We start from the raw sequence: 24,223 nt of genomic DNA on the forward strand, positions 1-24,223 counted from the left end.
AATCCCCATGGCCGTCAAGAAACGAGGTCTCGGACGTGGACTGGATGCACTGCTGAGTGGTCCGACTGTCAGCTCGCTGGAAGAACAAGCGGTCCAGGCCGATCAGCGTGAGCTGCAGCACCTGCCCCTGGACCTGATCCAGCGCGGCAAGTACCAGCCGCGACGGGACATGGATCCTCAGGCGCTGGAAGAACTGGCGCAGTCGATCAAGGCCCAGGGCGTGATGCAGCCGATCGTGGTGCGTCCGATTGGTAGCGGTCGCTTTGAAATCATCGCCGGTGAACGCCGCTGGCGCGCCAGCCAGCAGGCTGGCCAGGAAACCATCCCGGCGATGGTTCGCGATGTGCCGGATGAAACCGCGATCGCCATGGCGCTGATCGAGAACATCCAGCGCGAAGACCTCAATCCCATCGAAGAAGCCGTGGCCTTGCAGCGTTTGCAGCAGGAATTCCAGCTGACTCAGCAGCAAGTCGCCGAAGCTGTGGGCAAATCCCGCGTGACCGTGGCCAACCTGCTACGCTTGATCGCGTTGCCGGAAGTTATCAAAACCATGCTGTCGCACGGCGACCTGGAAATGGGTCATGCGCGTGCTTTGCTCGGTTTACCGGAGAATCAACAGGTTGAAGGGGCGCGACATGTTGTCGCACGAGGGCTGACGGTGCGCCAAACCGAGGCACTGGTTCGCCAGTGGTTGAGTGGCAAACAGGAGCCTGCTGAACCGGTTAAACAGGACCCTGATATCGCCCGACTCGAGCAGCGCCTGGCTGAACGCCTAGGCTCTGCGGTGCAGATCCGCCACGGAAAGAAGGGGAAAGGGCAGTTGGTTATTGGTTACAACTCCCTCGATGAGCTTCAAGGTGTGCTCGCGCACATTCGTTGAAACATTTCCTCATGTAGCGTGCAGTCGGAAATCACTACCTGACGGTTGAATAGGGGCAGAACCGCCCCTATACTCTGCGCGCATTTTGTCGGCACAAATTATGCCAAGTTATTGAATTCTGGCAGCCGACCATTGGGGAGTAATTGTGATGGAAAGCCGCACGCCAAACCGCTTGCCGTTCCATCGCCTGGCAGTTTTTCCGGTGTTAATGGCTCAGTTTGTCGTTTTGCTGATCGCCGCTTTGGCGCTCTGGCAATGGCACGGAGTCGTTGCCGGGTACTCAGGACTCTGCGGAGGCCTGATAGCTTTGCTGCCCAATGTTTATTTCGCTCACAGGGCATTTCGGTTTTCCGGCGCCCGAGCAGCCCAAGCCATCGTCCGGTCTTTTTATGCCGGTGAGGCGGGCAAACTGATTTTGACGGCAGTGCTCTTTGCATTGACGTTCGCAGGTGTGAAGCCATTGGCGCCGCTAGCTGTATTCGGCGTCTTCGTGTTGACCCAACTGGTCAGCTGGTTCGCGCCCCTGCTGATGAGAACAAGACTTTCGAGACCTTAGGGCGTTTGAGGCAACCATGGCAGAAACAACCGCTTCGGGCTATATCCAGCACCACTTGCAGAACCTGACCTTCGGTCAGCACCCAACTGGCGGGTGGGGTTTTGCCCACACCGCAGCAGAAGCCAAAGAAATGGGCTTCTGGGCTTTCCACGTCGATACTCTCGGCTGGTCGGTCGCGTTGGGTCTGATCTTCGTTCTTCTTTTCCGCATGGCGGCGAAGAAGGCGACTTCCGGTCAGCCTGGTGCTTTGCAGAACTTCGTTGAAGTATTGGTCGAATTCGTCGATGGCAGCGTGAAAGACAGCTTCCATGGCCGTAGCCCGGTGATTGCACCGTTGGCACTGACCATCTTCGTCTGGGTCTTCCTGATGAACGCCGTCGACCTGATTCCGGTCGACTGGATTCCTCAGCTGGCCATCCTGATCACTGGTGATGCGCACATTCCATTCCGTGCCGTATCCACCACTGACCCGAACGCTACCCTGGGCATGGCCCTGTCGGTGTTCGCGTTGATCATTTTCTACAGCATCAAGGTCAAGGGCATCGGCGGCTTTATCGGCGAACTGACCCTGCACCCGTTCGGCAGCAAGAACATCTTCGTTCAAGCCCTGCTGATTCCGGTGAACTTCCTGCTGGAGTTCGTGACACTGATCGCCAAGCCAATCTCGTTGGCACTGCGTCTGTTCGGCAACATGTACGCCGGCGAACTGGTCTTCATTCTGATTGCTGTGATGTTCGGCAGCGGTCTGCTCTGGCTTAGCGGCCTGGGCGTAGTTCTGCAGTGGGCGTGGGCTGTGTTCCACATCCTGATCATCACCCTGCAGGCGTTTATCTTCATGATGCTGACCATCGTCTACCTGTCGATGGCACACGAAGAGAACCATTAAGACCAGTCTCGACTAGTCTGATGTCCCATCCGGTCAAACGGGTGGGGGCCCGAACAGGGCTATGAAACGATTTGTTTTACCGCTTTAAAATCTAAAAAACCTAAACCATACGACGTAAAAGTCGGGAGGAAAGATGGAAACTGTAGTTGGTCTAACCGCTATCGCTGTTGCACTGTTGATCGGCCTGGGCGCACTGGGTACCGCAATTGGTTTCGGCCTGTTGGGCGGCAAGTTCCTGGAAGGCGCAGCGCGTCAGCCAGAAATGGTTCCAATGCTGCAAGTTAAAATGTTCATCGTTGCCGGTCTGCTCGACGCCGTAACCATGATCGGTGTTGGTATCGCTCTGTTCTTCACTTTCGCGAACCCATTCGTTGGTCAACTCGCTGGCTAATTACTCGAACCTTCGAGTAATTGGTGTGATGTGCAACGAACGAGCGAGGTGTTGGCGTGAACATTAATGCAACCCTGATTGGCCAGTCCGTTGCGTTCTTCATTTTTGTACTGTTTTGCATGAAGTTCGTGTGGCCTCCGGTCATCGCGGCTTTGCACGAACGTCAGAAGAAGATCGCGGATGGACTGGACGCTGCCGCCCGAGCAGCTCGCGACCTGGAGCTGGCCCAAGATAAAGCGGGTCAGCAACTGCGCGAAGCAAAAGCTCAGGCAGCCGAAATCATTGAGCAAGCCAAGAAACGCGGTAACCAGATCGTTGAAGAGGCTGTTGAAAAAGCCCGTATCGACGCTGACCGTGTGAAGGTTCAGGCTCAGGCCGAGATCGAGCAGGAACTGAACAGTGTCAAAGACGCGCTGCGTGCCCAATTGGGTAGCCTGGCAGTCTCTGGCGCCGAGAAGATCCTGGGTTCCACAATCGATCAAAACGCGCACGCGGAGCTGGTAAACAAACTGGCTGCTGAAATTTAAGCGAGGGCGATCATGGCAGAATTGACCACGTTGGCCCGACCTTACGCTAAGGCAGCCTTCGAGCACGCCCAGGCCCACCAGCAACTGGCCTCTTGGTCAGCCATGCTCGGCCTGGCTGCAGCAGTGTCGCAAGACGGCACTATGCAGCGCGTGCTCAAGGCCCCGCGACTGACGAGCGCAAACAAGGCCGCCACGTTTATTGACGTGTGCGGCGACAAGTTTGATGCCAAGGCACAGAACTTCATTCACGTCGTTGCCGAAAACGACCGTCTCCCGCTTTTGCCGGAGATATCCGCTCTGTTCGACCTGTACAAGGCTGAACAAGAGAAGTCGGTAGACGTTGAAGTGACCAGTGCTTTTGCATTGAACCAAGAACAGCAAGACAAACTCGCCAAGGTTCTCAGTGCACGACTCAACCGGGAAGTGCGCCTGCAAGTCGAGGAAGACAAATCCCTTATTGGGGGCATTGTCATCCGCGCCGGCGACCTGGTTATCGATGGCTCGGTTCGCGGCAAACTCGCGAGCCTTGCCGAAGCATTGAAATCTTGAGTTTGAAGGGGCAGCAGAGCAATGCAGCAACTCAATCCTTCCGAAATAAGTGAAATTATCAAGGGCCGCATCGACAAGCTCGATGTGACCTCCCAAGCCCGTAACGAAGGCACTGTCGTCAGCGTATCTGACGGTATCGTGCGGATTCACGGTCTGGCCGATGTCATGTACGGCGAGATGATCGAGTTTCCGGGCGGCGTCTTCGGTATGGCTCTCAACCTGGAGCAAGACTCCGTAGGTGCCGTTGTATTGGGCTCCTATCAGTCTCTGGCTGAAGGCATGAGCGCCAAGTGCACCGGCCGTATCCTCGAAGTTCCGGTTGGTAAGGAACTGCTGGGTCGCGTAGTCGACGCACTGGGTAACCCAGTTGACGGCAAAGGTCCGCTGAACAACACCGAGACCGATGCGGTCGAGAAAGTTGCTCCAGGCGTGATCTGGCGTAAGTCGGTAGACCAGCCTGTACAGACTGGCTACAAGGCTGTCGATGCCATGATTCCTGTCGGCCGTGGCCAGCGTGAGCTGATCATCGGTGACCGTCAGATCGGTAAAACCGCTCTGGCGATCGACGCGATCATCAACCAGAAAGACAGCGGCATTTTCTGCGTCTACGTCGCGATCGGTCAGAAGCAATCGACCATCGCCAACGTGGTTCGCAAGCTGGAAGAAAACGGCGCACTGGCTAACACCATCGTCGTGGCAGCGAGCGCTTCGGAATCTGCAGCACTGCAATTCCTGGCACCGTACTCCGGTTGCACCATGGGTGAATTCTTCCGCGACCGCGGTGAAGACGCGCTGATCGTTTATGACGATCTGTCCAAGCAAGCAGTGGCTTATCGCCAGATCTCCCTGCTGCTGCGCCGTCCACCAGGCCGTGAAGCTTACCCAGGCGACGTGTTCTATCTCCACTCCCGTCTGCTGGAGCGCGCATCCCGCGTTTCGGAAGAGTACGTAGAGAAGTTCACCAACGGCGCAGTGACCGGCAAAACCGGTTCCCTGACCGCACTGCCGATCATCGAAACCCAGGCTGGCGACGTTTCCGCGTTCGTTCCGACCAACGTGATTTCCATCACCGACGGTCAGATCTTCCTGGAATCGGCCATGTTCAACTCCGGGATCCGTCCTGCTGTGAACGCCGGTGTTTCGGTATCCCGTGTGGGTGGTGCCGCTCAGACCAAGATCATCAAGAAGCTCTCCGGTGGTATCCGTACCGCTCTGGCTCAGTACCGTGAACTGGCGGCATTCGCCCAGTTCGCTTCTGACCTGGACGAAGCGACCCGTAAGCAACTTGAGCATGGTCAGCGCGTTACCGAGCTGATGAAGCAGAAGCAATACGCACCAATGTCGATCGCTGACATGGCGCTGTCGCTGTATGCCGCTGAGCGTGGGTTCCTGACTGACGTCGAAATCGCCAAGGTCGGCAGCTTTGAACAAGCGCTGATTGCTTTCTTCAACCGCGATCACGCCGATTTGATGGCGAAGATCAACGTGAAGGGTGACTTCAATGACGAAATCGACGCTGGCATGAAAGCCGGTATCGAGAAGTTCAAGGCCACCCAAACCTGGTAAGCCGCAGCGGGAGCCGCAAGGCTCCCGCTTGCTAACCTGATAGGTGTTACATGGCAGGCGCAAAAGAGATTCGCAGTAAGATTGCGAGCATCAAAAGCACGCAAAAGATTACCAGCGCCATGGAAAAAGTGGCGGTCAGTAAAATGCGCAAGGCACAAATGCGCATGGCTGCTAGCCGTCCTTATGCGGAGCGCATCCGCCAGGTTATTGGCCATCTGGCCAACGCCAACCCGGAATATCGCCACCCATTCATGCTCGACCGTGAAGTAAAGCGCGTCGGTTATGTCGTGGTGAGCAGTGACCGTGGTCTGTGTGGTGGCTTGAACACCAACCTGTTCAAGGCTTTGGTCAAGGACATGGCGGTAAACCGCGAAAACGGCGTCGAGATTGATCTGTGTGTTGTTGGTAGCAAGGGTGCGGCTTTCTTCCGCAACTTCGGCGGTAACGTCGTAGCAGCTATCAGCCACCTGGGTGAAGAGCCGTCGATCAATGACCTGATCGGCAGCGTCAAGGTGATGCTGGATGCCTACCTGGACGGCCGTATTGACCGCCTGTCCGTGGTGTCCAACAAATTCGTTAACACCATGACGCAATCGCCTACCGTGGAGCAGTTGATTCCGCTGGTGGCAACCCCGGATCAGGAACTCAAGCACCACTGGGATTATCTGTACGAACCGGACGCCAAAGAGCTGCTTGACGGCTTGATGGTCCGTTACGTGGAGTCGCAGGTCTACCAGGCGGTGGTCGAGAACAACGCGGCTGAACAAGCTGCGCGGATGATCGCGATGAAGAACGCTACCGACAACGCCGGTGATTTGATCAGCGATTTGCAGCTGGTCTACAACAAGGCGCGTCAGGCTGCGATCACCCAAGAGATCTCGGAAATCGTCGGCGGCGCTGCCGCGGTTTAACGGTTCAAATATTCAGAGGATCCAGCTATGAGTAGCGGACGTATCGTTCAAATCATCGGCGCCGTTATCGACGTGGAATTTCCACGCGACAGCGTACCGAGCATCTACAACGCGCTGAAAGTAGTGAGCGCGGCTGAAACCACCCTCGAAGTTCAGCAACAGCTGGGCGACGGCGTGGTTCGTACCATTGCGATGGGTTCCACCGAAGGCTTGAAGCGCGGTCTGGAAGTCACCGACTCTGGCGCAGCCATCTCCGTACCAGTCGGTAAAGCGACCCTGGGCCGGATCATGGACGTCCTCGGTAACCCGATCGACGAAGCTGGCCCGATCGACACCGAAGAGCGCTGGGGCATTCACCGTCCTGCGCCAACCTTCGCTGAACAAGCGGGCGGCAACGACCTGCTGGAAACCGGCATCAAGGTTATCGACCTGGTTTGCCCGTTCGCCAAGGGTGGTAAAGTCGGTCTGTTCGGTGGTGCCGGTGTAGGCAAAACCGTAAACATGATGGAACTGATCCGTAACATCGCCATCGAGCACAGCGGTTATTCCGTGTTCGCCGGTGTGGGTGAGCGTACTCGTGAGGGTAACGACTTCTACCACGAGATGAAGGATTCCAACGTTCTGGACAAAGTGGCACTGGTTTACGGTCAGATGAACGAGCCGCCGGGTAACCGTCTGCGCGTAGCACTGACCGGCCTGACCATGGCCGAGAAGTTCCGTGACGAAGGTAACGACGTTCTGCTGTTCGTCGACAACATCTATCGTTACACCCTGGCCGGTACTGAAGTATCCGCACTGCTGGGCCGTATGCCTTCCGCAGTAGGTTACCAGCCGACCCTGGCCGAAGAGATGGGTACTCTGCAAGAGCGTATCACTTCGACCAAGAACGGTTCGATCACCTCGATCCAAGCGGTATACGTACCTGCGGATGACTTGACTGACCCGTCGCCAGCGACCACCTTCGCCCACTTGGACGCCACCGTCGTTCTGTCCCGTGACATCGCTTCCCTGGGTATCTACCCAGCGGTCGATCCACTCGACTCGACTTCGCGCCAGCTGGACCCGAACGTAATCGGCCAGGACCACTACGACACCGCTCGCGGCGTACAGTATGTTCTGCAACGTTACAAAGAACTGAAGGACATCATTGCGATCCTGGGTATGGACGAGCTGTCGGAAGCCGACAAGCAGTTGGTAAACCGTGCTCGTAAGATCCAGCGTTTCTTGTCGCAGCCGTTCTTCGTGGCTGAAGTCTTCACCGGTGCTTCGGGTAAATACGTTTCCCTGAAAGACACCATTGCTGGCTTCAAAGGCATCCTCAACGGTGACTACGACCACCTGCCAGAACAAGCGTTCTACATGGTCGGCGGCATCGAAGAAGCGATCGAGAAAGCCAAGAAACTGTAATCCCGGCGCCCGGCAACGGGCGCTAATTTAGGTTGAGGCAATCAGATGGCTATGACAGTCCATTGCGATATCGTCAGCGCGGAAGGGGAAATCTTTTCCGGCCTGGTCGAGATGGTGGTTGCGCACGGTGCACTGGGTGATCTTGGTATCGCCTTGGGTCACGCGCCGCTGATCACTAATCTCAAGCCGGGTCCGATCCGCCTGATCAAGCAGGGCGGGGAAGAGGAGGTGTATTACATCTCCGGTGGTTTCCTCGAGGTTCAGCCGAACATGGTCAAGGTTCTTGCCGACACCGTGCAACGTGCTGCCGACCTGGACGAAGCCTCCGCTCAGGAAGCCGTTAAGGCTGCCGAGAAGGCCTTGCATGAGCGGGGCGCGGAATTCGATTACGGTTCTGCTGCCGCACGTCTGGCCGAGGCCGCAGCTCAGCTGCGCACCGTCCAGCAGATCCGCAAGAAGTTTGGCCACTAATAGGCCATTGCTTGTTGCGCGATTGATTAAAAAGGGTAGCCTCGGCTACCCTTTTTTCTTTTCCGTTTTTCATAACCTGGTCGCAGCCGCTGACCACCCAGGATTGGTAGCCAGTCATGTCTCTTGAAATCGTTATTCTCGCTGCCGGCCAAGGCACTCGCATGCGTTCGGCGTTGCCGAAAGTTCTGCACCCGATCGCCGGCAACTCGATGCTTGGTCATGTTATCCACAGCGCCCGGCAACTTGATCCACAGCGCATCCACGTGGTGATTGGCCATGGCGCCGAAGCGGTGCGCGAGCGTCTGGCGGCGGATGATCTGAATTTCGTCCTGCAGGACCAACAGCTGGGTACCGGCCATGCGGTGGCTCAGGCCGTGCCGTTCATCGAGTCCGACACCGTACTGATCCTGTACGGTGACGTTCCGCTGATCGAAGTTGAAACCCTGCAACGTTTGCTCAAGAAAGTGGCCCCGCAGCAACTGGGCTTGCTCACCGTCGAGCTGGATGACCCGACCGGTTATGGCCGCATCGTCCGCGATGCCGCCGGCAAGGTCACGGCCATCGTTGAGCAGAAAGACGCCAGCGAGTCCGAGCGCGCAATCACCGAAGGCAACACCGGCATTCTGGCCCTGCCTTTCGCACAGCTGGGTGGATGGATGAGCCGTCTCTCCAACAACAATGCCCAAGGCGAGTATTACCTGACGGACGTGATCGCAATGGCAGTCAGCGATGGTCTGGTGGTGGCCACTGAGCATCCCCATGACGCCATGGAAGTGCAGGGCGCCAACGATCGCAAGCAGCTCGCCGAACTCGAGCGTCATTATCAATTGCGCGCCGGTCGCCGCTTGATGGCTCAAGGCGTGACCCTGCGTGACCCGGCCCGCTTCGATGTACGCGGTGAAGTCACCGTCGGCCGAGACGTGCTGATCGATATCAACGTGATCCTCGAAGGCAAGGTCGTCATTGAAGATGACGTGGTGATCGGCCCGAACTGTGTGATCAAGGACAGCACCCTGCGCAAAGGCGTGGTGATCAAAGCCAACAGCCATATCGAAGGTGCGATCCTGGGCGAAGGTAGCGATGCCGGTCCATTCGCACGTCTGCGTCCGGGTACGGTGCTTGAAGCTCGCGCGCATGTGGGTAACTTTGTCGAACTGAAAAACGCCCACCTGGGTGAAGGCGCCAAGGCCGGTCATTTGACCTACCTGGGCGATGCCGAGATCGGTGCGCGCACCAACATTGGCGCGGGCACCATCACGTGCAACTACGATGGCGCCAACAAGTGGAAAACCGTCTTGGGTGAAGACGTGTTCATCGGTTCCAACAACTCGTTGGTGGCGCCTGTGGATATCTCTTCCGGTGCGACGACGGCGGCCGGTTCAACCATCACGCAGAATGTGGATAACGCGCAGTTGGCTGTGGGGCGGGCACGTCAGAAGAACATCGATGGCTGGAAACGGCCGGTGAAGATCAAAAAGAGCTGAGTTATCCACAGCGCGTTGCGGCGGTTTTGAGATTGCCTTCGCGGGCAAGTCGGATCGCCGCCCGCTCGCTCCTGCAGGATCCATGTCGTTAACAAATTTTGTGAACGACTCCGGTCCTTAGGAGCGAGCGGGCGGCGATCCGACTTGCCCGCGAAGCTTTTTATCCACAGATAATTTTTCTAGCGCAGACTTGACGAAGTTTCGCCAATAGGTTTTGATTGCTTCCGTTATCTTTCGAATCGAAACTTACTCGCTCATGTCGAAACGCAATACACCCCAACGCCGCCACAACATTCTCGCCTTGCTCAATGAACAGGGCGAAGTCAGTGTGGACGAGCTGGCCAAGCGCTTCGAAACTTCCGAAGTTACGGTTCGCAAGGATTTGGCCGCGCTTGAAAGTAATGGTCTGCTGCTACGCCGTTACGGCGGAGCGATCACCATGCCTCAGGAGCTGGTAGCCGACATCGGTCAACCGGTTTCCAAATACAAGCAAGCCATCGCCCGCGCTGCTGTTACGCGGATTCGTGAGCATGCTCGGATCATCATCGACAGCGGCAGCACCACCGCCGCGATGATCCCGGAACTCGGCCAACAGCCGGGCCTGGTGGTGATGACCAACTCCTTGCACGTTGCCAATGCGTTGAGCGAACTCGAACACGAGCCGGTGCTGTTGATGACCGGTGGCACCTGGGACCCGCATTCCGAGTCCTTTCAAGGCCAGGTCGCCGAGCAGGTACTACGCTCTTACGACTTCGACCAGTTGTTCATCGGTGCCGATGGCATCGACCTGGTTCGCGGTACCACCACCTTCAATGAATTGCTGGGTCTGAGCCGGGTCATGGCTGACGTCGCCCGTGAAGTGATCGTGATGGTGGAGGCCGACAAGATCGGCCGCAAGATTCCTAATCTGGAGCTGCCCTGGAGCAGCGTCCATACCCTCATTACCGATGAACGCCTGCCACTAGCGGCACGCGATCAGATTCAGGCCCGCGGCATCAATTTGATTTGCGCGGCTGTCAGTCAGGAGAAATAGCATGTGTGGAATTGTCGGCGCAGTCGCAGAACGTAACATCACCGCCATCCTGCTCGAGGGCCTCAAGCGCCTGGAGTACCGTGGCTATGACAGCGCCGGTGTGGCGGTCTTCACCAACGATGAAAAGCTCGAGCGCATGCGTCGTCCGGGCAAGGTCAGCGAACTGGAAAACGCGTTGGAAGCCGAACCTCTGATCGGTCGCCTCGGCATCGCCCACACCCGCTGGGCCACTCACGGTGCGCCGTGCGAGCGCAACGCGCACCCGCATTTCTCCGGCGACCTGGCCGTGGTGCACAACGGCATCATCGAGAACCACGAAGCCCTGCGCGAACAGCTGAAAGCCTTGGGTTACGTGTTCACCTCGGACACCGACACCGAAGTCATCGCACACCTGCTGAACCACAAACTCAAGGACCTGCGCGATCTGACCGTGGCCCTCAAAGCCACCGTTAAAGAACTGCACGGTGCTTATGGTCTGGCCGTTATCAGCGCCGATCAACCAGATCGTCTGGTGGCAGCGCGCAGTGGCAGTCCGCTGGTGATCGGTCTGGGCCTGGGTGAAAACTTCCTCGCTTCCGACCAGTTGGCCCTGCGTCAGGTCACCGACCGTTTCATGTACCTGGAAGAAGGCGATATCGCCGAAATTCGCCGCGACAGCGTGCACATCTGGGACGTGACCGGCCAAACCGTCGAGCGCGAAAGCGTGCAGTACCGCGACGGCGCTGAAGCAGCCGACAAGGGCGAATTCCGCCACTTCATGCTCAAGGAAATCCACGAGCAACCGGCCGTGGTCCAACGCACCCTCGAAGGTCGTCTGAGCCCGAACGGTGTCTTGGTGCAGGCGTTCGGTCCACAGGCTGCCGAGCTGTTCGCCAAAGTGCGCAACGTACAGATCGTCGCCTGCGGCACCAGCTACCACGCCGGTATGGTTGCCCGGTACTGGCTCGAAGAGCTGGCCGGTATCCCGTGCCAGGTCGAAGTCGCCAGTGAATTCCGCTACCGCAAAGTCGTGGTGCAACCGGATACCCTGTTTGTCACCATTTCTCAGTCCGGCGAAACCGCCGACACCCTGGCCGCCCTGCGCAACGCCAAGGAACTGGGCTTCCTCGCCAGCCTGGCGATCTGCAACGTCGGTATCAGTTCGCTGGTGCGTGAATCCGACCTGACCCTGCTGACCCAGGCCGGTCGCGAAATCGGCGTGGCCTCCACCAAAGCCTTCACCACCCAATTGGTCGGCCTGCTGTTGCTGACCCTGTCCCTGGGTCAGGTTCGCGGCACCTTGGCCAAAGGCGTCGAAGCCACTCTGGTCGAAGAACTGCGTCGTCTGCCAACCCGTCTGGGCGAAGCCTTGGCCATGGACAGCACCGTAGAGAAAATCGCCGAGCTGTTCGCCGAGAAGAACCACACCCTGTTCCTCGGTCGTGGCGCGCAATTCCCGGTCGCAATGGAAGGGGCCCTGAAACTCAAGGAAATCTCCTACATCCACGCTGAAGCCTACCCGGCCGGCGAACTGAAGCACGGTCCGTTGGCGCTTGTGGATAACGACATGCCCGTGGTTACCGTGGCACCGAACAACGAACTGCTGGAGAAGTTGAAATCCAACCTCCAGGAAGTCCGCGCCCGTGGCGGCCAGTTGATCGTCTTCGCAGACGAGAAGGCTGGCATGACCAACGGCGAAGGCACCCACGTTGTCCACATGCCACACATCCACGACATCCTGTCGCCAATCCTCTACACCATCCCGCTGCAGTTGCTGTCGTACTACGTGGCCGTGTTGAAAGGCACTGACGTTGACCAGCCGCGGAACCTGGCGAAGTCTGTGACGGTGGAATAAGTTATCCACAGCTGACTGAACACTTGGTTTTGAACAATAAAGATTGACACAAAACAATAAAGTTTGACACTCATGAACATAGATTGACACAAGGCCCAAACCCCCGTATCTATGGGGGTTTTTCCTTTCCAGGCTTTCCCTTTGGTCTGGATTCATCGCTTCAACTCTCCGCGGGTGTAGTCTAGAAAACGCTTTGAAATATGGCCGCTACGGCGGTCATGTCCTTCTACGACTTTTTCTCGGCGTGAGGTGAAGCGGTCCGCATCGACTGAGGAGGCGTGGGTTGCGAGGTCGTAAGTTTGCATCACAGCAAGACATTGAACGGCATATTGCAAATGGATTTGGCGAAGGCGCCGGGGCAAGCTACGTGCCTTGGCTGCGGGTACAAGATGTCCCGTCGATAGGTCGTTCGCACAAGATCCAAGGTGTGAAGATCGAGAGGATTCATCACCTACTGTCAGATCTCGAGCGTTCGTACTTCCTTGTGTGTGAATTTTCTGAAAACGTCGTGGATATCCGTGAGCAATATCCGTTACTACCTACAGAGCGTGCGCAAGCGATAGCGTCGGCAATAGATGTACGTTATCCCAGATACCCTAGAACGACACTGCCCTATGTAATGACAACAGATTTCCTGCTAACTGTTAAGGACTTGAACGGAAACTTTAAGTCGGTAGCTAGAACTGTGAAGTATCGATCCGACCTAGTTGGCAAAGGAAGTAACCGCACGCTTGAAAAACTTGAGATTGAAAAGCGCTTTTGGCATAGCCAAGGTGTTGATTGGAAGATCGTCACAGATGAGTTTTTTACACGAGATTTGATAAAAAATCTTGGACTAATCAGAAAATACTCGAAGCTGCATCGCGATTTAATGAAAGTCCCGTTGCATTCGAATTTTATCGACTGCCTAGCAAACAGCCGGGAATATTCGTGGACCTTGGCCACCTGTCTAAGAAAAATAGCATGCCTTCTGTCCATTTCCTATATAGATGCTCAAGCAATTTTCTTCCATCTGGTTTGGAACAAGATACTGAAAATAGATTTGGTTAACACTCCTCTCCACCTTACTGGTCTAGTTCCTGACTTCGAAGTTTTCCAGATCCCTGCCCAAGTATCGTTGATGGAGAAAATGTCATGACTGTTCTCGTTAATGACGTTTTCGAGCCTGTTACCGATCTGTCGGTCATCTCTACGATAGCCAGGCTCATTTACCAGGATGAAACGCATGACTTAGCAGTTGTGATAGATCTAGCTGACCCTCCCCGGCAGCCGTACGCTGTTGGTCTTGATGAGCTGCGTCGCTCGCTAGCGTCTGGTCACACCAAACCAGCAGCCATCACCACGCCCGAGTTTATGCTTGTGCTTGAGGAGCAGTTGGATGAGAGAGCCAAGCAAGGCCGGGACGAAAAGTGGGCCGTCATCGCCCCTCTGCTAGATCCTGAATATCCAGGACAAATATTTGTACGGGGGGAGTTAGGCCGGCTTGTTAGCAAACGGGCGTCAGAGCTCGGAATCCAGCGAAAAACTATCTATCGGCTTCTTTACCGATATTGGTTTTATGGTCAAGTTCGAAACTCATTGCTTAATAATTACTCGGCGGTAGGTGTTGCCGATAGAAAATATGATCCAAGTAGGCCTCCAGGGCGAAAGCCTAAGTTTCAAGGCGTTCTTACTGCGCCTTCCAAGATGCTCGGTGCGGTTGATAAACGATGCATCCGAGTTGGGTATTCCCTTTATGTAAAAGATAAAAAGTCTTCTATTTCGAGCGCATATGACGAAATGTTGAGAAGATTCTACTCGGTTCGAGACATCTCTAAAAACAGTGAAGAAGAGCTTCGTTTGCTGCCTAGCTTAGAGCTGCCCAGCCTGAGGCAGTTCAGATATTGGGGACAGATTTTTTTCGACGAAATTGAAACCGAGCGTGGCCGTAAAGGGTTGAGGAAGTGGTTAAAGGACTGCCGTCCGCTTTCAGGTACCGTTCGCGATTGGCTGCGTGGACCGTGTCATCAGTTCGAAATCGACGCAACTATTGCCGATATTTATTTGGTCAACAGCTACTCTAGACGGATGCTCATTGGCCGGCCCGTAGTTTATATCGTTGTGGATAGTTTCTCCGGAATGATTGTTGGCCTCTATGTAGGATTGGAAGGTCCCAGTTGGAACGGGGCGAGGCAAGCGCTGTTCAACGCGTTTACCTCCAAAGTCGAGTTCTGCGCTCAGAACGGCGTTGAAATCAATTCAGATGATTGGAATTGTCACCACCTGCCCCACCAGATTTACGCCGACAGGGGAGAGATGTTGTCACTGGCAGCAGAGGGGCTATCGTCAGGCTTGGGAATTGAGATGGGCACTGCTCCGCCTTATCGGCCTGATTGGAAGCCTATGGTAGAAAGTCGGTTTGGCATTTTGAATGATTTGACGGGTATCAGATGGCTACCTGGCGGGGTAGCTGCGCGAGACAAAGAGCGAGGCGAGCGAGATTACCGGCTCGATGCCACGCTGAACCTCAAAGAGTTCACCCAGATACTCATCAATTGCGTGCTCCACTATAACCGGCACCATCGACAGCCTGACCGACTGACTCAGGCGATGATGAATGACGGCGTTGAACCTACGCCCAACGGGATATGGAATTGGGCCTGCGAAAACGACCTGATCGAATCCAACAAACGTCCCGACGAGCTGGTTTACCTCCATCTCTTGCCGCGCGAGCGCGCGACCGTTCAAAAGGGCGGGGTGATGTTTCGCGGCATGCACTACGTGTGTGATATGGCCATAGAGAAAGATTGGTTTGCCAAGGCTCGCAAAGGGGGCGTTTGGTCAATAGAGTGTTGGTTCGATCCGAACTCTGCGGCGCACATCTGGATCCAGGGAGAGGCCAAGCAGTTTATCCGCTGTGATCTTCGACGATCGGATGCCGGTTACGCGAATTACCGCTCGGACGAGATTTTTGATCTGCTCGAAGCCTATCGCCAAAAACCGCCTACTCGCCGGCGAGCCGAGCTGGAAAGCCGTGTCCAGCTTAGCGATCAGGTCCACCAGATCATCAGTCATGCGCTCGCAGAACGAAAATTGGAACCTGCTCCGCCCACCAAGGCAGAGGCCACTGGGAACATCCGCGAGAACCGCGCAGAAGAACGTCTCCGTGAGCGTGAAAATGCGGTTGTTCCTGAAGGCGTCAGGGCGGAGCCAGCTTCACTTCAATCTGAATTGACACCGAAAGCGCATGACTCATATGCCGGCGAGCGAACTGCGCAGGTTATCGATTTGCTCAAAAGAATTCGGCCAGGACAGGCAAAATGAAAGGTGCGCAGACGTTTGCCAATTACGTCAAACAGGACATAAGTGAGTATGCGGGCAATCCGCTTATCGAAGCTTTGCCTCCGATATTGTCGGAGGCGGCGGCTATTGAGCTGATCTCGAATTTTCCTCAGCCGGTGGATCCGAAAGAGCTGACCCTCGAAGGATCCACTCGAATTCACTGTATCGACCGGTTGAGAACCGTGGTGCAGCCGTTTTTGTTACACCTGGAACTGGAGGCCCTGTTTTCACTGCTCATCCGTCGAGGGTATGTTGGGCGTAACCCGATGTCGCCCGCTACCGTCCGGCATTTGCATTCTTTATCGGGGGCTCAGCGTTACCACGATGCGTTCAAGTCCACTGCAGAAACGTTCACCGTCGTCGGCCTGAGCGGCATTGGCAAGTCGACGGCACTCCACGCCATTTTGAGCCTTTATCCACAGACAATCCGTCATGAGCGTTATGAGGGAAAGCAGTTTGTTCATACCCAAATCACTTGGCTGAAGCTTGACTGCCCTCGGGATGGATCGCTGGCTGGATTTTGCCAGCAGTTTTTTTATGCAGTTGGTGACGCTCTAGGAGACAAGGACTATCACAAGCGCTACAGGCATCGAAACATCAATGATGCGCTGCAACAGATGGAGCAGGTGGCCAGCACGTTTTTCATCGGCGCCTTGTTAATCGACGAGCTGCAAAACCTCCACTTGGCGAAAACCGGTGGTAAGGAGAGCATGCTGAATTTCTTTCTGCACTTGGTTAACAACATTGGTATCCCGGTCGTTTTCAGTGGCACGAACTCTACGATTAGCCTGTTCTCAGAAGTCATGCGGACTGCCCGCCGAGTCTGTGGTGCCGGTACGCTGGAATTCAAACGATTCGAGAAAGATGATGAGGAGTGGCGGTTGTTAGTCGAAAATCTCTGGAGCTATCAGTGGTGCAAACAGACTGCTGAGCTGACCGACGAGATTTTCGACACGCTGTATGAGCACACTCAAGGCGTCACAGATTTCCTGGTCAAGCTGCTGGTATTGAGTCAGCGTTATGCGGTCCAGAGTGGCTCGGAGTGTTTGACTGCCGAGGTCCTGGTGAAGGTAAGCAACTCAAAAATGCAGATTCTAAAGCCAGCCCTTTCAGCTCTGCGTAGCCGAGATCCGAAGCGGATGCGACAGTTCGACGATTTGCTGCCGATTGAGGATCAGCTGAGCGAAATGATGGTCTTCGATGGTTTGGCACGAGAGGATCGCCTTGCCTTGCTTCGAAGTGTTGTATCCCGTGAGAAGCCGGTAGACCCATCTCCAACCATTCTTGCGAAAGGCCACCCATCGCCAATTGCTACTGCAGTGGAAAACTCAGAGGCTACAGCGCTAAGCGAACATGACGCTCCCCTCGATGCTCTGCGCGCTGCGGGCTGGCTCAACGAGGACCTGTTTGAGTTCTCACCGATGTACCACAAAGCGTGAGTCGGGAGGTGGCGAAGTGCACCTTAAACTCCATTTCTTCCCCGCCGCGTTTCCCGACGAGACGCTGCACAGCGTGATTTCTCGCTATGCCCGTCTTTGCGGTGTTCGTAATTGCCAAGAAGCATTTGCCGGACTGAAATCGGCGGCAGCATTTTCGCAAAATGTGGCATTCCCAAGTCATTTAGGGGAGTTTGTCGACGCGCTACCCAGCGGTACCGAGCTATCGATAGCCGAGGTCCTCATGCGTCACACGCTATTACCCTACTATGCGCCGTTTTTGAGTATGAGCCAGGTAGAACACGCTCGGACGCTGATGACTGCCGATGGGAAGGGCTTGATGTTGAAGCTGGGCGTCAACGCGAGCCGTATTGGATTCGCCTCCCGAGTGCGGTTATGCCCAGAATGTATCGCCCAAGATCAGGCCCAACGGGGAGTTGCTTACTGGCACAGGGTCCACATGCTTCCAGGCGTGCTGGTATGTCCGCATCACGGCACGTCACTTAGGATCCTTGATCCTCGCTGGTCCAGCCGTAGCTCTCGACAACTCAATCTGCCGAGTGATGAGAATGTGCAAGCACACACGGTACTTCTCGATACCCCGTTGCTGCGCATGCCGCCGCTTCACGAAATAGCGTTGCGATCACTTCAGGTCATCGAGTCTGAAGTCAGTGCTTTGTCGGCGGAGGCGGTGCGCTACACGCTTTTACAAAGGGCAACGCAGCTTAACCTTGCCTCTGATAACCATCGCTTGCACCTGCACATGCTGGCGCAGCACATGGCCGATTTTTTTGCTGCACTCCCGCGAGAATGGGAATTTTCTATACTCGGAGAAGTTCGTGCAGGTACACCCGCCTCATGGGTCATGAAGCTGCTTCGTACGCCAATAACCTCCCACCATCCGCTCAAATACATTTTATTGGCCGGTGCTCTGGGCATTGACATGGTGAGCTTGCTGCATGGTCAACGCCCAATGAAACAGGCGGTGGCGTGTGGTCCGAAAGCTCACATTCGACTTCACACGCGCCTTTCTCCGGTGATGCCTGGTGAAGGCCTGGACTGTTCGTCAGCCGCTGTGTGGAAACATGCTCTTGAGGGAGCTGATGCCAAAAAGATCGCTGCCGTTCTAGGCGTTTCATTGGCGTATGTCTATCGTCACATCCGAAATGTAGCCGGCGGGCAAGGTGCTTGGAGGGAGGCACGATTTCACATTGAGCTATGCGCAAGACGCGCGGCTTTCGAGGCTGATTATCGCTTTTACAAAGCACATGCATGCAGGGGGTATGCGTGGCTGTATCGCCACGATAGGCAGTGGCTTTCGGAGTCAACTGTAAACCCAAGCCCCCATCGTACGCCCCGTCTAAATAGCGCCGAAATGTTCGCTGCCCTCGATGCGAGACTGGCCGAAGAAGTCCGTCAGTGTGCTGAAGCGCTTTATGCTCTTGCGGGTAAGCCTGTCCGCATCTCGCGTACCAGAATTGGCCGGGAGCTTCATGTTCTGTCTCGCTTCGAAAAGCAGCTCTGCAAGCTTCCTCTCTGTGCAGCAATGCTCGACAAAGTATGTGAATCAATCGAAGGCTTTCACGATAGGCGTCTGCGATGGGCTAGACGCAAATTGCTCTCGGAGGGCAAGCCTGTATCACGTTCTTCGCTCTACCGGGTCGCGAGCATTCGGCCCACGCTGTAATCCAGCCCGCCATTCCCTCCATCTAAAAAACGTTCTGAATTAATTCACCGTGAACACATTGTTTTTCTGTTAATGAAAATTTGCACCTTCCAGAATAGGTCCGGAATACGCATGATCACGATCAGCAAGTAAAATGTACTAACCTGCGAGCAATCGCCATGGGCTGACCTACGCGGGTTATCGATACGTGTGTTGTATTCAAGGAGTACGGTCGCGGCAGGGTTTAAATGAATTCACTACGATTCAAAGTTGAGCGGCTGTGTCATTTCCAAATCCAGGCCGGATACAGAATTTTACGGGTTGCATATATACTGCCCTCGGATGCACGTTCTCTTCGAGCCCTACCTTTAATCGGTAAATGATGTCTGATCTATTATTTTTCCCCGTATCGATGCCGGATGAAATGCTGCACTCTCGTGTCACCCGCTATCACTATCTGTCAGGCAATAGAACCGCGACAGAAACCTACCGCGATTTGTTCGCATCGAAACCCTTTTGCATTGGTGGCATCGTACCCAAGCAGATCGAGAGGCTCGCCCACAGGCTGCCGGGGCAATCGGAGAGCAATCTCGCAGAGCTGATCAGTAGCAACACGACTTTTCCTGCTTACCGACCTTTTCTTGGGGTTAAGCAGGGTCCGGAGAACAACGTAGGACCGCTCGGTTATGACGGGGTGGTACGGGTGCCCCGCAGAGAAGAGTCCACCCATGGCAAGGCTAAGCTTTGTCCTACCTGCGTTCAGGAGGATTTGATTGATCGGGGTTCTGCCTACTGGCATCGATCTCACCAGATACCCGGTGTTGCCGTCTGTTGGCGTCATGGCGACGCATTGATCCATGCCTGCCCCGAGTGCTCTCGCCCGTTCTACCGAAAATTGAAGCTACTTCCCAATCTGACTGAGCCATGCGCGTGCGGCTGGAGCCCCTTAAACAGCGCAGCGACTCACAAGGGCTCAAATCTGGAACAGAAAGTCGCCCTGTTCGCACACGATATCTTGCAACGCAATATTCCTCCGATAGGCAGTACGGTATTAAGTTCGTGCTACGTCCGCCAATGCAAGAAACGCGGATTCATTTTCGGAAAAAATGCGGGTATCGCAAAACTATTCGACAGCATCCAAAGCGCTTACGGCGATGAGCTTTTGTCGCAGATTGATCCAGCCTATAACACCGGGAAGCATGAGCAATGGATCCGGCTCAAATCAGACAAAGGTCAGCTAAATATGCCGCTCGCGCGGCATTTGATCATTGCTCTTCATTTGTTTTCCAGTGCAGATGACTTTGAAGAGGCTCTGAAGAATGAGTCTATCCTGCTGAGTGCCTCTATTTCTCCGCGAGTTCCCAAAGGCGAAGAATCGCATCCTAACCAAAAAACTAGATATCGCCAAAAAATTGAGTTGCTTTTAGCGCTACGTGCCGACGCCGATGTCGAGTACCTCTGGAAGAAAGCGTACAAACCTACGCAATGGATTCTAGAAAATGATAACGCATGGTTAATGGCAAAACTCCGTGCACCTAAAAAAGTTGCAGTTACGGCCGAGAAGTCTGTCGACTCTAGAGACGGCGCGTATGCAGCCCTTATCGAAGCGGGCGTAGATGAGCTATACAAAGTTACGAAAGATCCGAAGAGAGTGAACATTCGGAATTTGCAATCGCTGCTCCCAAGTTCGTTACCTCATGAACTGGATCTGCGCAAGCAGAAGTTTCCCCTTACTTATCAACAGATCAAGATTCATCAAGAGTCAGTATGGCATTTCCGTCTAAGAACTTTGGTGTGGACTGTCTCTGAACTCATCAGGATGAAGCTCCCGGTGAATTACTCGACGGTAAGATTGACCTCAGCGGTAGCAAGCAAGGTTTTCCTGGTTTTTTCCAGTTTCTTCGAGTGGGATCTGGAAAGCTTGGCAAGAACCGGAGTCGACGCGGAGGCCTTGCTCAGATCTACCGGCGTATCGAGGAATTGGGAGGGACCACCGGTTCCAATAAGCTTTTGAGGGCATCTGTATTCCGTCAGCGTCTGCCAACCTCAGGTGATAATAAAAATCCCATCTGGCTCCTAAGCGTAGACGCGGAGCAGGGTCCACCTTTCACATTAGTAACATTCGCGGCAGCTTTCTGAAAGCTTTCACTTGTTACTCTTTAACTCAGAAATAATTGAGCTCTGGAGATAATTATGAAAGCAATGACAGCAATGAAAGGATTTTTTGCCGCTACTATTTTGACCTTATCTGCTTTGGCCATGGCTGAGGGAGGCGGTGACCGCGTTTATGGTCGAATGATGCAAGAGAACCAACAGGCAATGGAACAATACGCCTCAAGAAATGGTAAGACACCTCCTGAAATTGTTCATTATGAATATGGTATGAACCTCGATATCCAGAAGGTCGTCAGTGTCACACAAGCCAATAAAACCTGTGGTATTGCTCCTTCGCGCATGACCTACGAAGACTCTACCGGCAAGCTTAACACCGTGGAATATAAGGTTATGGCCGACAACTGCCCACATGGAAGCTAGACCATGCAAATTATTTAAGCGCAACATAATTTTCCGTTTGTCCGAACAAGCTTACTGCCCGCTGACGTAGAAGTAATTTTCAGGACAGGCTGAAGTTATCCATTTTATGAAATCATCTCTGTCAGTTGAAAGGTTTCTAACGCGCAGTGAAGTATTGCTCAACCACCAGATACATCCCGCCTCCTTGTTTCTCCTTTGGTTTGGGAGGCGGTTTAGGCGCCCTAGTGGCGCCTTTTTTACGTTCAAAATGAGCTATGTCCTCTGCACTGCCATGACCCTGACCATGCAGGAACAAGATTAGAAGATCAGTTTCCGGGGTATTCAGCAATGACGTGGTCTGTGCCTGCTTTGGACAAGCCGATTACCTTATAAGCGTCATGTTTCCCGTCCACTTCCATTCCTGGGGAGCCGGCCGGCATGCCAGGAACGGCGATCCCGAGAAGGTCGTCACGTTTGCTCATCGCAATGATTTGCTCGGCGGGCACGTGACCTTCAACAAACTTTCCATTGATCATTGCTGTGTGGCAGGACGAGAGTCGTGGAGCAACACCGAGATCCTGCTTGACCGCGCTCATGTTGGTTTCTACATGATCAACGACGGTGAAGCCGTTAGCTTCAAGGTGCTGGATCCACTTCTTGCAGCATCCACAGTTAGCGTCACGATGGACGTCGATCGTCAGCGACTCTGCTGCATGACCAGCTGAACTGATAAACAGAGCCGCAAATGCAGCGAGGCGAAGTGCCCGACCGGGACGAAGAAAGTTATTTCGCATGGGTATGTTCCTTCCCATCAGCGTGGGTATGAGTTTTTGGCTGAGTGGCCGGAGTTTCAGGGGCGTCATGTGAAGCCTCCACAACCTGAGGATGGGCGTGTTCGGTACTTTCATCCTGAGAAGGCGCTGCGGCCGCCTCATGGGCATGAGCGCTGTTTCTCTCGCCATGATGGTCGCCTGCTTCGGCTATCTCTTCGGCTGCACTCGCGTCATGATGCCCCGCGACAACGCCTTTTTGGCCCTCATGCTGGCCTTCATGGTTATGCATTTTGCTCTCACCGCCACCGTGTTGATGACCACCGCTGCTGGTTGCTAGAGCTTTGTATTGCTCTGCATCCAATGAAGGCAGTTGCTGGATTTGATTCCATGCTTGATGATCCAGAAAGCTGCGGCAGGGTTTCCATCAACGCCCAGTTTTGAAAGATTCGGAGGTGCAGGGTAAAGGCTATTACTTAACTCGGTTCCTGCAATACCCGGAGCCAGATGGCAACCGATGCACATAGAGTTGTAGTTGCCAGCACCTGCGCGGATGAGAGCTTCTTCGCTCAGGTCGGGGACTTTAATGTCGCGTGAGCGCACTTCGATCGAGCGATCCCGAGCGGTGGAAAGTAGCGCGTAAACGGGATCGGAATGTGGTTCATCCGCCCCAACATTGATCACACCAAAATAAACCACGCCGGCACCTGTTATTGCGGCAACCACCCCGGCAGCAGTCAATGTTTTCAATGTTCTTTTCATGTCAGGCCCTCAAAACCACATCCGAATACCGGCGACAAACCGGGCCTCGTTGGCATCCTCTCCTTCATCGCTGGCCAGATCTGCCGTATTGCCGTAGGAGCGGCTCCAGCTAACACCAATGTAAGGGGCAAATTGGCGAACAATCTCATAACGCAATCGGAGCCCTACTTCGGTGTTTGCCAATCCAGACCCAATGCCGCGCTGGGGATCATTTTTTCCGTAAAAATTGGCTTCGGCCGTCGGCTGCAAGATCAGGCGATTGGTCAGCAGAATGTCGTAGTCGCCTTCCAATCGAGCAGCGGTTTGACCGTTCTCACCGATGTAGGCGGTCGCTTCGGCTTCAAAGTTATAGAGGGCCATGCCCTGAATACCGAGCGCTCCCCAAGTTTGTGGTGACCCGGGTTTGAAGTCTTGTCGTACGCCGGTGACGACATCCCACCATGGACCGATGGAGTGCCCCCAAAGTGCTGAGAGTTCAGCGTTTTCCGTTACGCCATTGGTACGTTCGCCTTCCGAGCGCAACCACAGTCGGTCAACGTCACCGCCGATCCATCCTTTTGCATCCCAGGCCAATGCACTACCGTTGTCAGCATCCTGGTACTCAAATTTATCCAGCAGCATGAAGGAATTTAGTTTTTTGTCGTGGACACCATGACCAGCGACATCTGGAAAGGCGGCTGCACGGTCAGCGTCGGTAAGTACGGGGACTGGGGTTCGACTGGTGGTAGTCGCCCCTCCATCCATACTTTCCATTCCGTCCATTTGCCCGTCATCCATACTCATCTTGCTGTGATCCATAGCCCCCATCTTGCTATGGTCCATAGCTCCGATTGAGCCGTGGTCCATCTTGGAGTGATCCATCTCTTCAGCGGCGTGAACCACGACAAAGAAAGCAGGACTGGTAGAGACTGCCAGTGCTATCAACGTTGGGCGTAAAAACTTACTGGTCATGATCTCAATCTGCCTTTTTGGTTTTTTGGTCATGATCCATCGACTCATGGCTCATCTTGCTGTGATCCATTGACCCGTGATCGGGCTTTGACTCGTTTGTCGCAGTTGGAGGCTTGCTCGTTGCTTCCGCAGGAGTAGCAGGTGAATGAACACTACTATCTTCGACTGCCAGCGCCACGGACGAGAGTCCACCCATCAAGCCGACGGCAAAGAGGCAACCGACCAGCGATTTACGATTTAGGTATGTGCTCACAGATCGTCTCCTTTACTCATCAACCCGTACTTCACGGAACATGCCCATTTCCATA

The 24,223-nt window shown here is 54.6% G+C and carries 22 protein-coding genes and 1 pseudogene; 19 read left to right on the plus strand and 4 right to left on the minus strand.

Annotated features, from left to right (window positions below):
- Positions 1-7 precede the first annotated feature (7 nt).
- The 19 genes from FHL16_RS17845 to FHL16_RS17935 all read left to right on the plus strand — a co-directional run bounded on the left by FHL16_RS17845 (position 8) and on the right by FHL16_RS17935 (position 21,453).
- Positions 8-880 (plus strand): ParB/RepB/Spo0J family partition protein, encoded by an 873-nt coding sequence (locus FHL16_RS17845; protein ID WP_077748853.1) that lies wholly within the window; start codon positions 8-10, stop codon positions 878-880.
- A 148-nt stretch (positions 881-1,028) separates the two neighbouring features.
- Positions 1,029-1,436: a F0F1 ATP synthase subunit I gene (locus FHL16_RS17850; protein ID WP_010465473.1), complete on the plus strand. Its 408-nt coding sequence runs from the start codon at positions 1,029-1,031 to the stop codon at positions 1,434-1,436.
- A gap of 16 nt (positions 1,437-1,452) precedes the next feature.
- Positions 1,453-2,322 (plus strand): F0F1 ATP synthase subunit A, encoded by an 870-nt coding sequence (gene atpB, locus FHL16_RS17855; RefSeq protein WP_010465471.1) that lies wholly within the window; start codon positions 1,453-1,455, stop codon positions 2,320-2,322.
- Positions 2,323-2,455: 133 nt separating this feature from the next.
- On the plus strand, positions 2,456-2,713 hold the full coding sequence (gene atpE, locus FHL16_RS17860) for a F0F1 ATP synthase subunit C (protein ID WP_002555987.1): 258 nt from the start codon (positions 2,456-2,458) through the stop codon (positions 2,711-2,713).
- 56 nt (positions 2,714-2,769) lie between these two features.
- Positions 2,770-3,240, plus strand: a complete 471-nt coding sequence (locus FHL16_RS17865) for a F0F1 ATP synthase subunit B (protein WP_007948090.1) — start codon at positions 2,770-2,772, stop codon at positions 3,238-3,240.
- 12 nt (positions 3,241-3,252) lie between these two features.
- On the plus strand, positions 3,253-3,789 hold the full coding sequence (locus FHL16_RS17870) for a F0F1 ATP synthase subunit delta (protein WP_010465467.1): 537 nt from the start codon (positions 3,253-3,255) through the stop codon (positions 3,787-3,789).
- A 21-nt stretch (positions 3,790-3,810) separates the two neighbouring features.
- Positions 3,811-5,355 carry a F0F1 ATP synthase subunit alpha gene (atpA, locus tag FHL16_RS17875; RefSeq protein ID WP_010465465.1) on the plus strand — a complete coding sequence of 515 codons (1,545 nt, stop codon included), beginning with the start codon at positions 3,811-3,813 and terminating at the stop codon, positions 5,353-5,355.
- 50 nt (positions 5,356-5,405) lie between these two features.
- Positions 5,406-6,266 carry a F0F1 ATP synthase subunit gamma gene (gene atpG, locus FHL16_RS17880; protein ID WP_010465463.1) on the plus strand — a complete coding sequence of 287 codons (861 nt, stop codon included), beginning with the start codon at positions 5,406-5,408 and terminating at the stop codon, positions 6,264-6,266.
- Between the two features lie 27 nt (positions 6,267-6,293).
- Positions 6,294-7,673 (plus strand): F0F1 ATP synthase subunit beta, encoded by a 1,380-nt coding sequence (gene atpD, locus FHL16_RS17885; protein ID WP_008155715.1) that lies wholly within the window; start codon positions 6,294-6,296, stop codon positions 7,671-7,673.
- 45 nt (positions 7,674-7,718) lie between these two features.
- Entirely contained in the window at positions 7,719-8,144 is a 426-nt protein-coding gene (locus tag FHL16_RS17890; protein WP_010465460.1) for a F0F1 ATP synthase subunit epsilon, read from the plus strand.
- Between the two features lie 116 nt (positions 8,145-8,260).
- On the plus strand, positions 8,261-9,628 hold the full coding sequence (glmU, locus tag FHL16_RS17895; RefSeq protein WP_077748854.1) for a bifunctional UDP-N-acetylglucosamine diphosphorylase/glucosamine-1-phosphate N-acetyltransferase GlmU: 1,368 nt from the start codon (positions 8,261-8,263) through the stop codon (positions 9,626-9,628).
- Positions 9,629-9,884: 256 nt separating this feature from the next.
- A complete protein-coding gene (locus FHL16_RS17900) occupies positions 9,885-10,661 on the plus strand; it encodes a DeoR/GlpR family DNA-binding transcription regulator (protein WP_010465456.1) in 777 nt (258 codons plus the stop codon).
- Between the two features lies 1 nt (position 10,662).
- Positions 10,663-12,495, plus strand: a complete 1,833-nt coding sequence (gene glmS / locus FHL16_RS17905) for a glutamine--fructose-6-phosphate transaminase (isomerizing) (RefSeq protein WP_077748855.1) — start codon at positions 10,663-10,665, stop codon at positions 12,493-12,495.
- Positions 12,496-12,778: 283 nt separating this feature from the next.
- Entirely contained in the window at positions 12,779-13,633 is an 855-nt protein-coding gene (locus FHL16_RS17910; protein WP_019821338.1) for a TnsA endonuclease N-terminal domain-containing protein, read from the plus strand.
- On the plus strand, positions 13,630-15,798 hold the full coding sequence (locus FHL16_RS17915; RefSeq protein ID WP_019821340.1) for a Mu transposase C-terminal domain-containing protein: 2,169 nt from the start codon (positions 13,630-13,632) through the stop codon (positions 15,796-15,798). Before FHL16_RS17910 ends, FHL16_RS17915 begins: the two co-directional genes overlap by 4 nt.
- Positions 15,795-17,255, plus strand: coding sequence for an ATP-binding protein (locus FHL16_RS17920; protein ID WP_019821342.1), 1,461 nt, complete (start codon positions 15,795-15,797; stop codon positions 17,253-17,255). The genes FHL16_RS17915 and FHL16_RS17920 overlap by 4 nt, the downstream gene beginning before the upstream one ends.
- A 16-nt stretch (positions 17,256-17,271) precedes the next feature.
- Complete coding sequence (locus tag FHL16_RS17925; protein ID WP_019821343.1) at positions 17,272-18,939, plus strand: TnsD family Tn7-like transposition protein; 1,668 nt, start codon at positions 17,272-17,274, stop codon at positions 18,937-18,939.
- Positions 18,940-19,300: 361 nt separating this feature from the next.
- Positions 19,301-20,932, plus strand: coding sequence for a TnsD family Tn7-like transposition protein (locus FHL16_RS17930; RefSeq protein WP_158080547.1), 1,632 nt, complete (start codon positions 19,301-19,303; stop codon positions 20,930-20,932).
- Positions 20,933-21,120: 188 nt separating this feature from the next.
- Complete coding sequence (locus FHL16_RS17935; protein ID WP_032874284.1) at positions 21,121-21,453, plus strand: DUF2790 domain-containing protein; 333 nt, start codon at positions 21,121-21,123, stop codon at positions 21,451-21,453.
- A gap of 305 nt (positions 21,454-21,758) precedes the next feature.
- On the opposite strand, the gene FHL16_RS17940 is transcribed toward FHL16_RS17935, so the two are convergent.
- The 4 genes and pseudogenes from FHL16_RS17940 to FHL16_RS17955 form a co-directional block, all read right to left on the minus strand.
- Positions 21,759-22,226 carry a DUF411 domain-containing protein gene (locus FHL16_RS17940; RefSeq protein ID WP_024078245.1) on the minus strand — a complete coding sequence of 156 codons (468 nt, stop codon included), beginning with the start codon at positions 22,224-22,226 and terminating at the stop codon, positions 21,759-21,761.
- A pseudogene (locus tag FHL16_RS17945) lies at positions 22,216-22,964 on the minus strand (c-type cytochrome). The gene FHL16_RS17940 and the pseudogene FHL16_RS17945 overlap by 11 nt, the downstream one beginning before the upstream one ends.
- Before the next feature lie 9 nt (positions 22,965-22,973).
- On the minus strand, positions 22,974-23,948 hold the full coding sequence (locus tag FHL16_RS17950; RefSeq protein WP_019821351.1) for a copper resistance protein B: 975 nt from the start codon (positions 23,946-23,948) through the stop codon (positions 22,974-22,976).
- The gene (locus FHL16_RS17955) at positions 23,920-24,168 is read right to left on the minus strand and encodes a hypothetical protein (RefSeq protein ID WP_154502361.1); all 249 of its coding nucleotides are present in this window, start codon (positions 24,166-24,168) and stop codon (positions 23,920-23,922) included. Before FHL16_RS17955 ends, FHL16_RS17950 begins: the two co-directional genes overlap by 29 nt.
- Between the last annotated feature and the right edge of the window lie 55 nt (positions 24,169-24,223).

Origin of the sequence: Pseudomonas sp. FSL W5-0299, from assembly GCF_005930655.1 — a bacterium.
Taxonomy (GTDB): Bacteria; Pseudomonadota; Gammaproteobacteria; order Pseudomonadales; family Pseudomonadaceae; genus Aquipseudomonas; species Aquipseudomonas mandelii.

Bases quoted from the DNA above. Each gene is read 5' to 3' on its own strand.
- FHL16_RS17845 (WP_077748853.1), top strand. From the start codon at position 8: ATGGCCGTCAAGAAACGAGGTCTCGGACGTGGACTGGATGCACTGCTG.
- FHL16_RS17850 (WP_010465473.1), top strand. From the start codon at position 1,029: ATGGAAAGCCGCACGCCAAACCGCTTGCCGTTCCATCGCCTGGCAGTT.
- atpB (WP_010465471.1), top strand. From the start codon at position 1,453: ATGGCAGAAACAACCGCTTCGGGCTATATCCAGCACCACTTGCAGAAC.
- atpE (WP_002555987.1), top strand. From the start codon at position 2,456: ATGGAAACTGTAGTTGGTCTAACCGCTATCGCTGTTGCACTGTTGATC.
- FHL16_RS17870 (WP_010465467.1), top strand. From the start codon at position 3,253: ATGGCAGAATTGACCACGTTGGCCCGACCTTACGCTAAGGCAGCCTTC.
- atpA (WP_010465465.1), top strand. From the start codon at position 3,811: ATGCAGCAACTCAATCCTTCCGAAATAAGTGAAATTATCAAGGGCCGC.
- atpG (WP_010465463.1), top strand. From the start codon at position 5,406: ATGGCAGGCGCAAAAGAGATTCGCAGTAAGATTGCGAGCATCAAAAGC.
- atpD (WP_008155715.1), top strand. From the start codon at position 6,294: ATGAGTAGCGGACGTATCGTTCAAATCATCGGCGCCGTTATCGACGTG.
- FHL16_RS17890 (WP_010465460.1), top strand. From the start codon at position 7,719: ATGGCTATGACAGTCCATTGCGATATCGTCAGCGCGGAAGGGGAAATC.
- glmU (WP_077748854.1), top strand. From the start codon at position 8,261: ATGTCTCTTGAAATCGTTATTCTCGCTGCCGGCCAAGGCACTCGCATG.
- FHL16_RS17900 (WP_010465456.1), top strand. From the start codon at position 9,885: ATGTCGAAACGCAATACACCCCAACGCCGCCACAACATTCTCGCCTTG.
- glmS (WP_077748855.1), top strand. From the start codon at position 10,663: ATGTGTGGAATTGTCGGCGCAGTCGCAGAACGTAACATCACCGCCATC.
- FHL16_RS17915 (WP_019821340.1), top strand. From the start codon at position 13,630: ATGACTGTTCTCGTTAATGACGTTTTCGAGCCTGTTACCGATCTGTCG.
- FHL16_RS17920 (WP_019821342.1), top strand. From the start codon at position 15,795: ATGAAAGGTGCGCAGACGTTTGCCAATTACGTCAAACAGGACATAAGT.
- FHL16_RS17930 (WP_158080547.1), top strand. From the start codon at position 19,301: ATGTCTGATCTATTATTTTTCCCCGTATCGATGCCGGATGAAATGCTG.
- FHL16_RS17935 (WP_032874284.1), top strand. From the start codon at position 21,121: ATGACAGCAATGAAAGGATTTTTTGCCGCTACTATTTTGACCTTATCT.
- FHL16_RS17940 (WP_024078245.1), bottom strand. From the start codon at position 22,226: ATGCGAAATAACTTTCTTCGTCCCGGTCGGGCACTTCGCCTCGCTGCA.
- FHL16_RS17950 (WP_019821351.1), bottom strand. From the start codon at position 23,948: ATGACCAAAAAACCAAAAAGGCAGATTGAGATCATGACCAGTAAGTTT.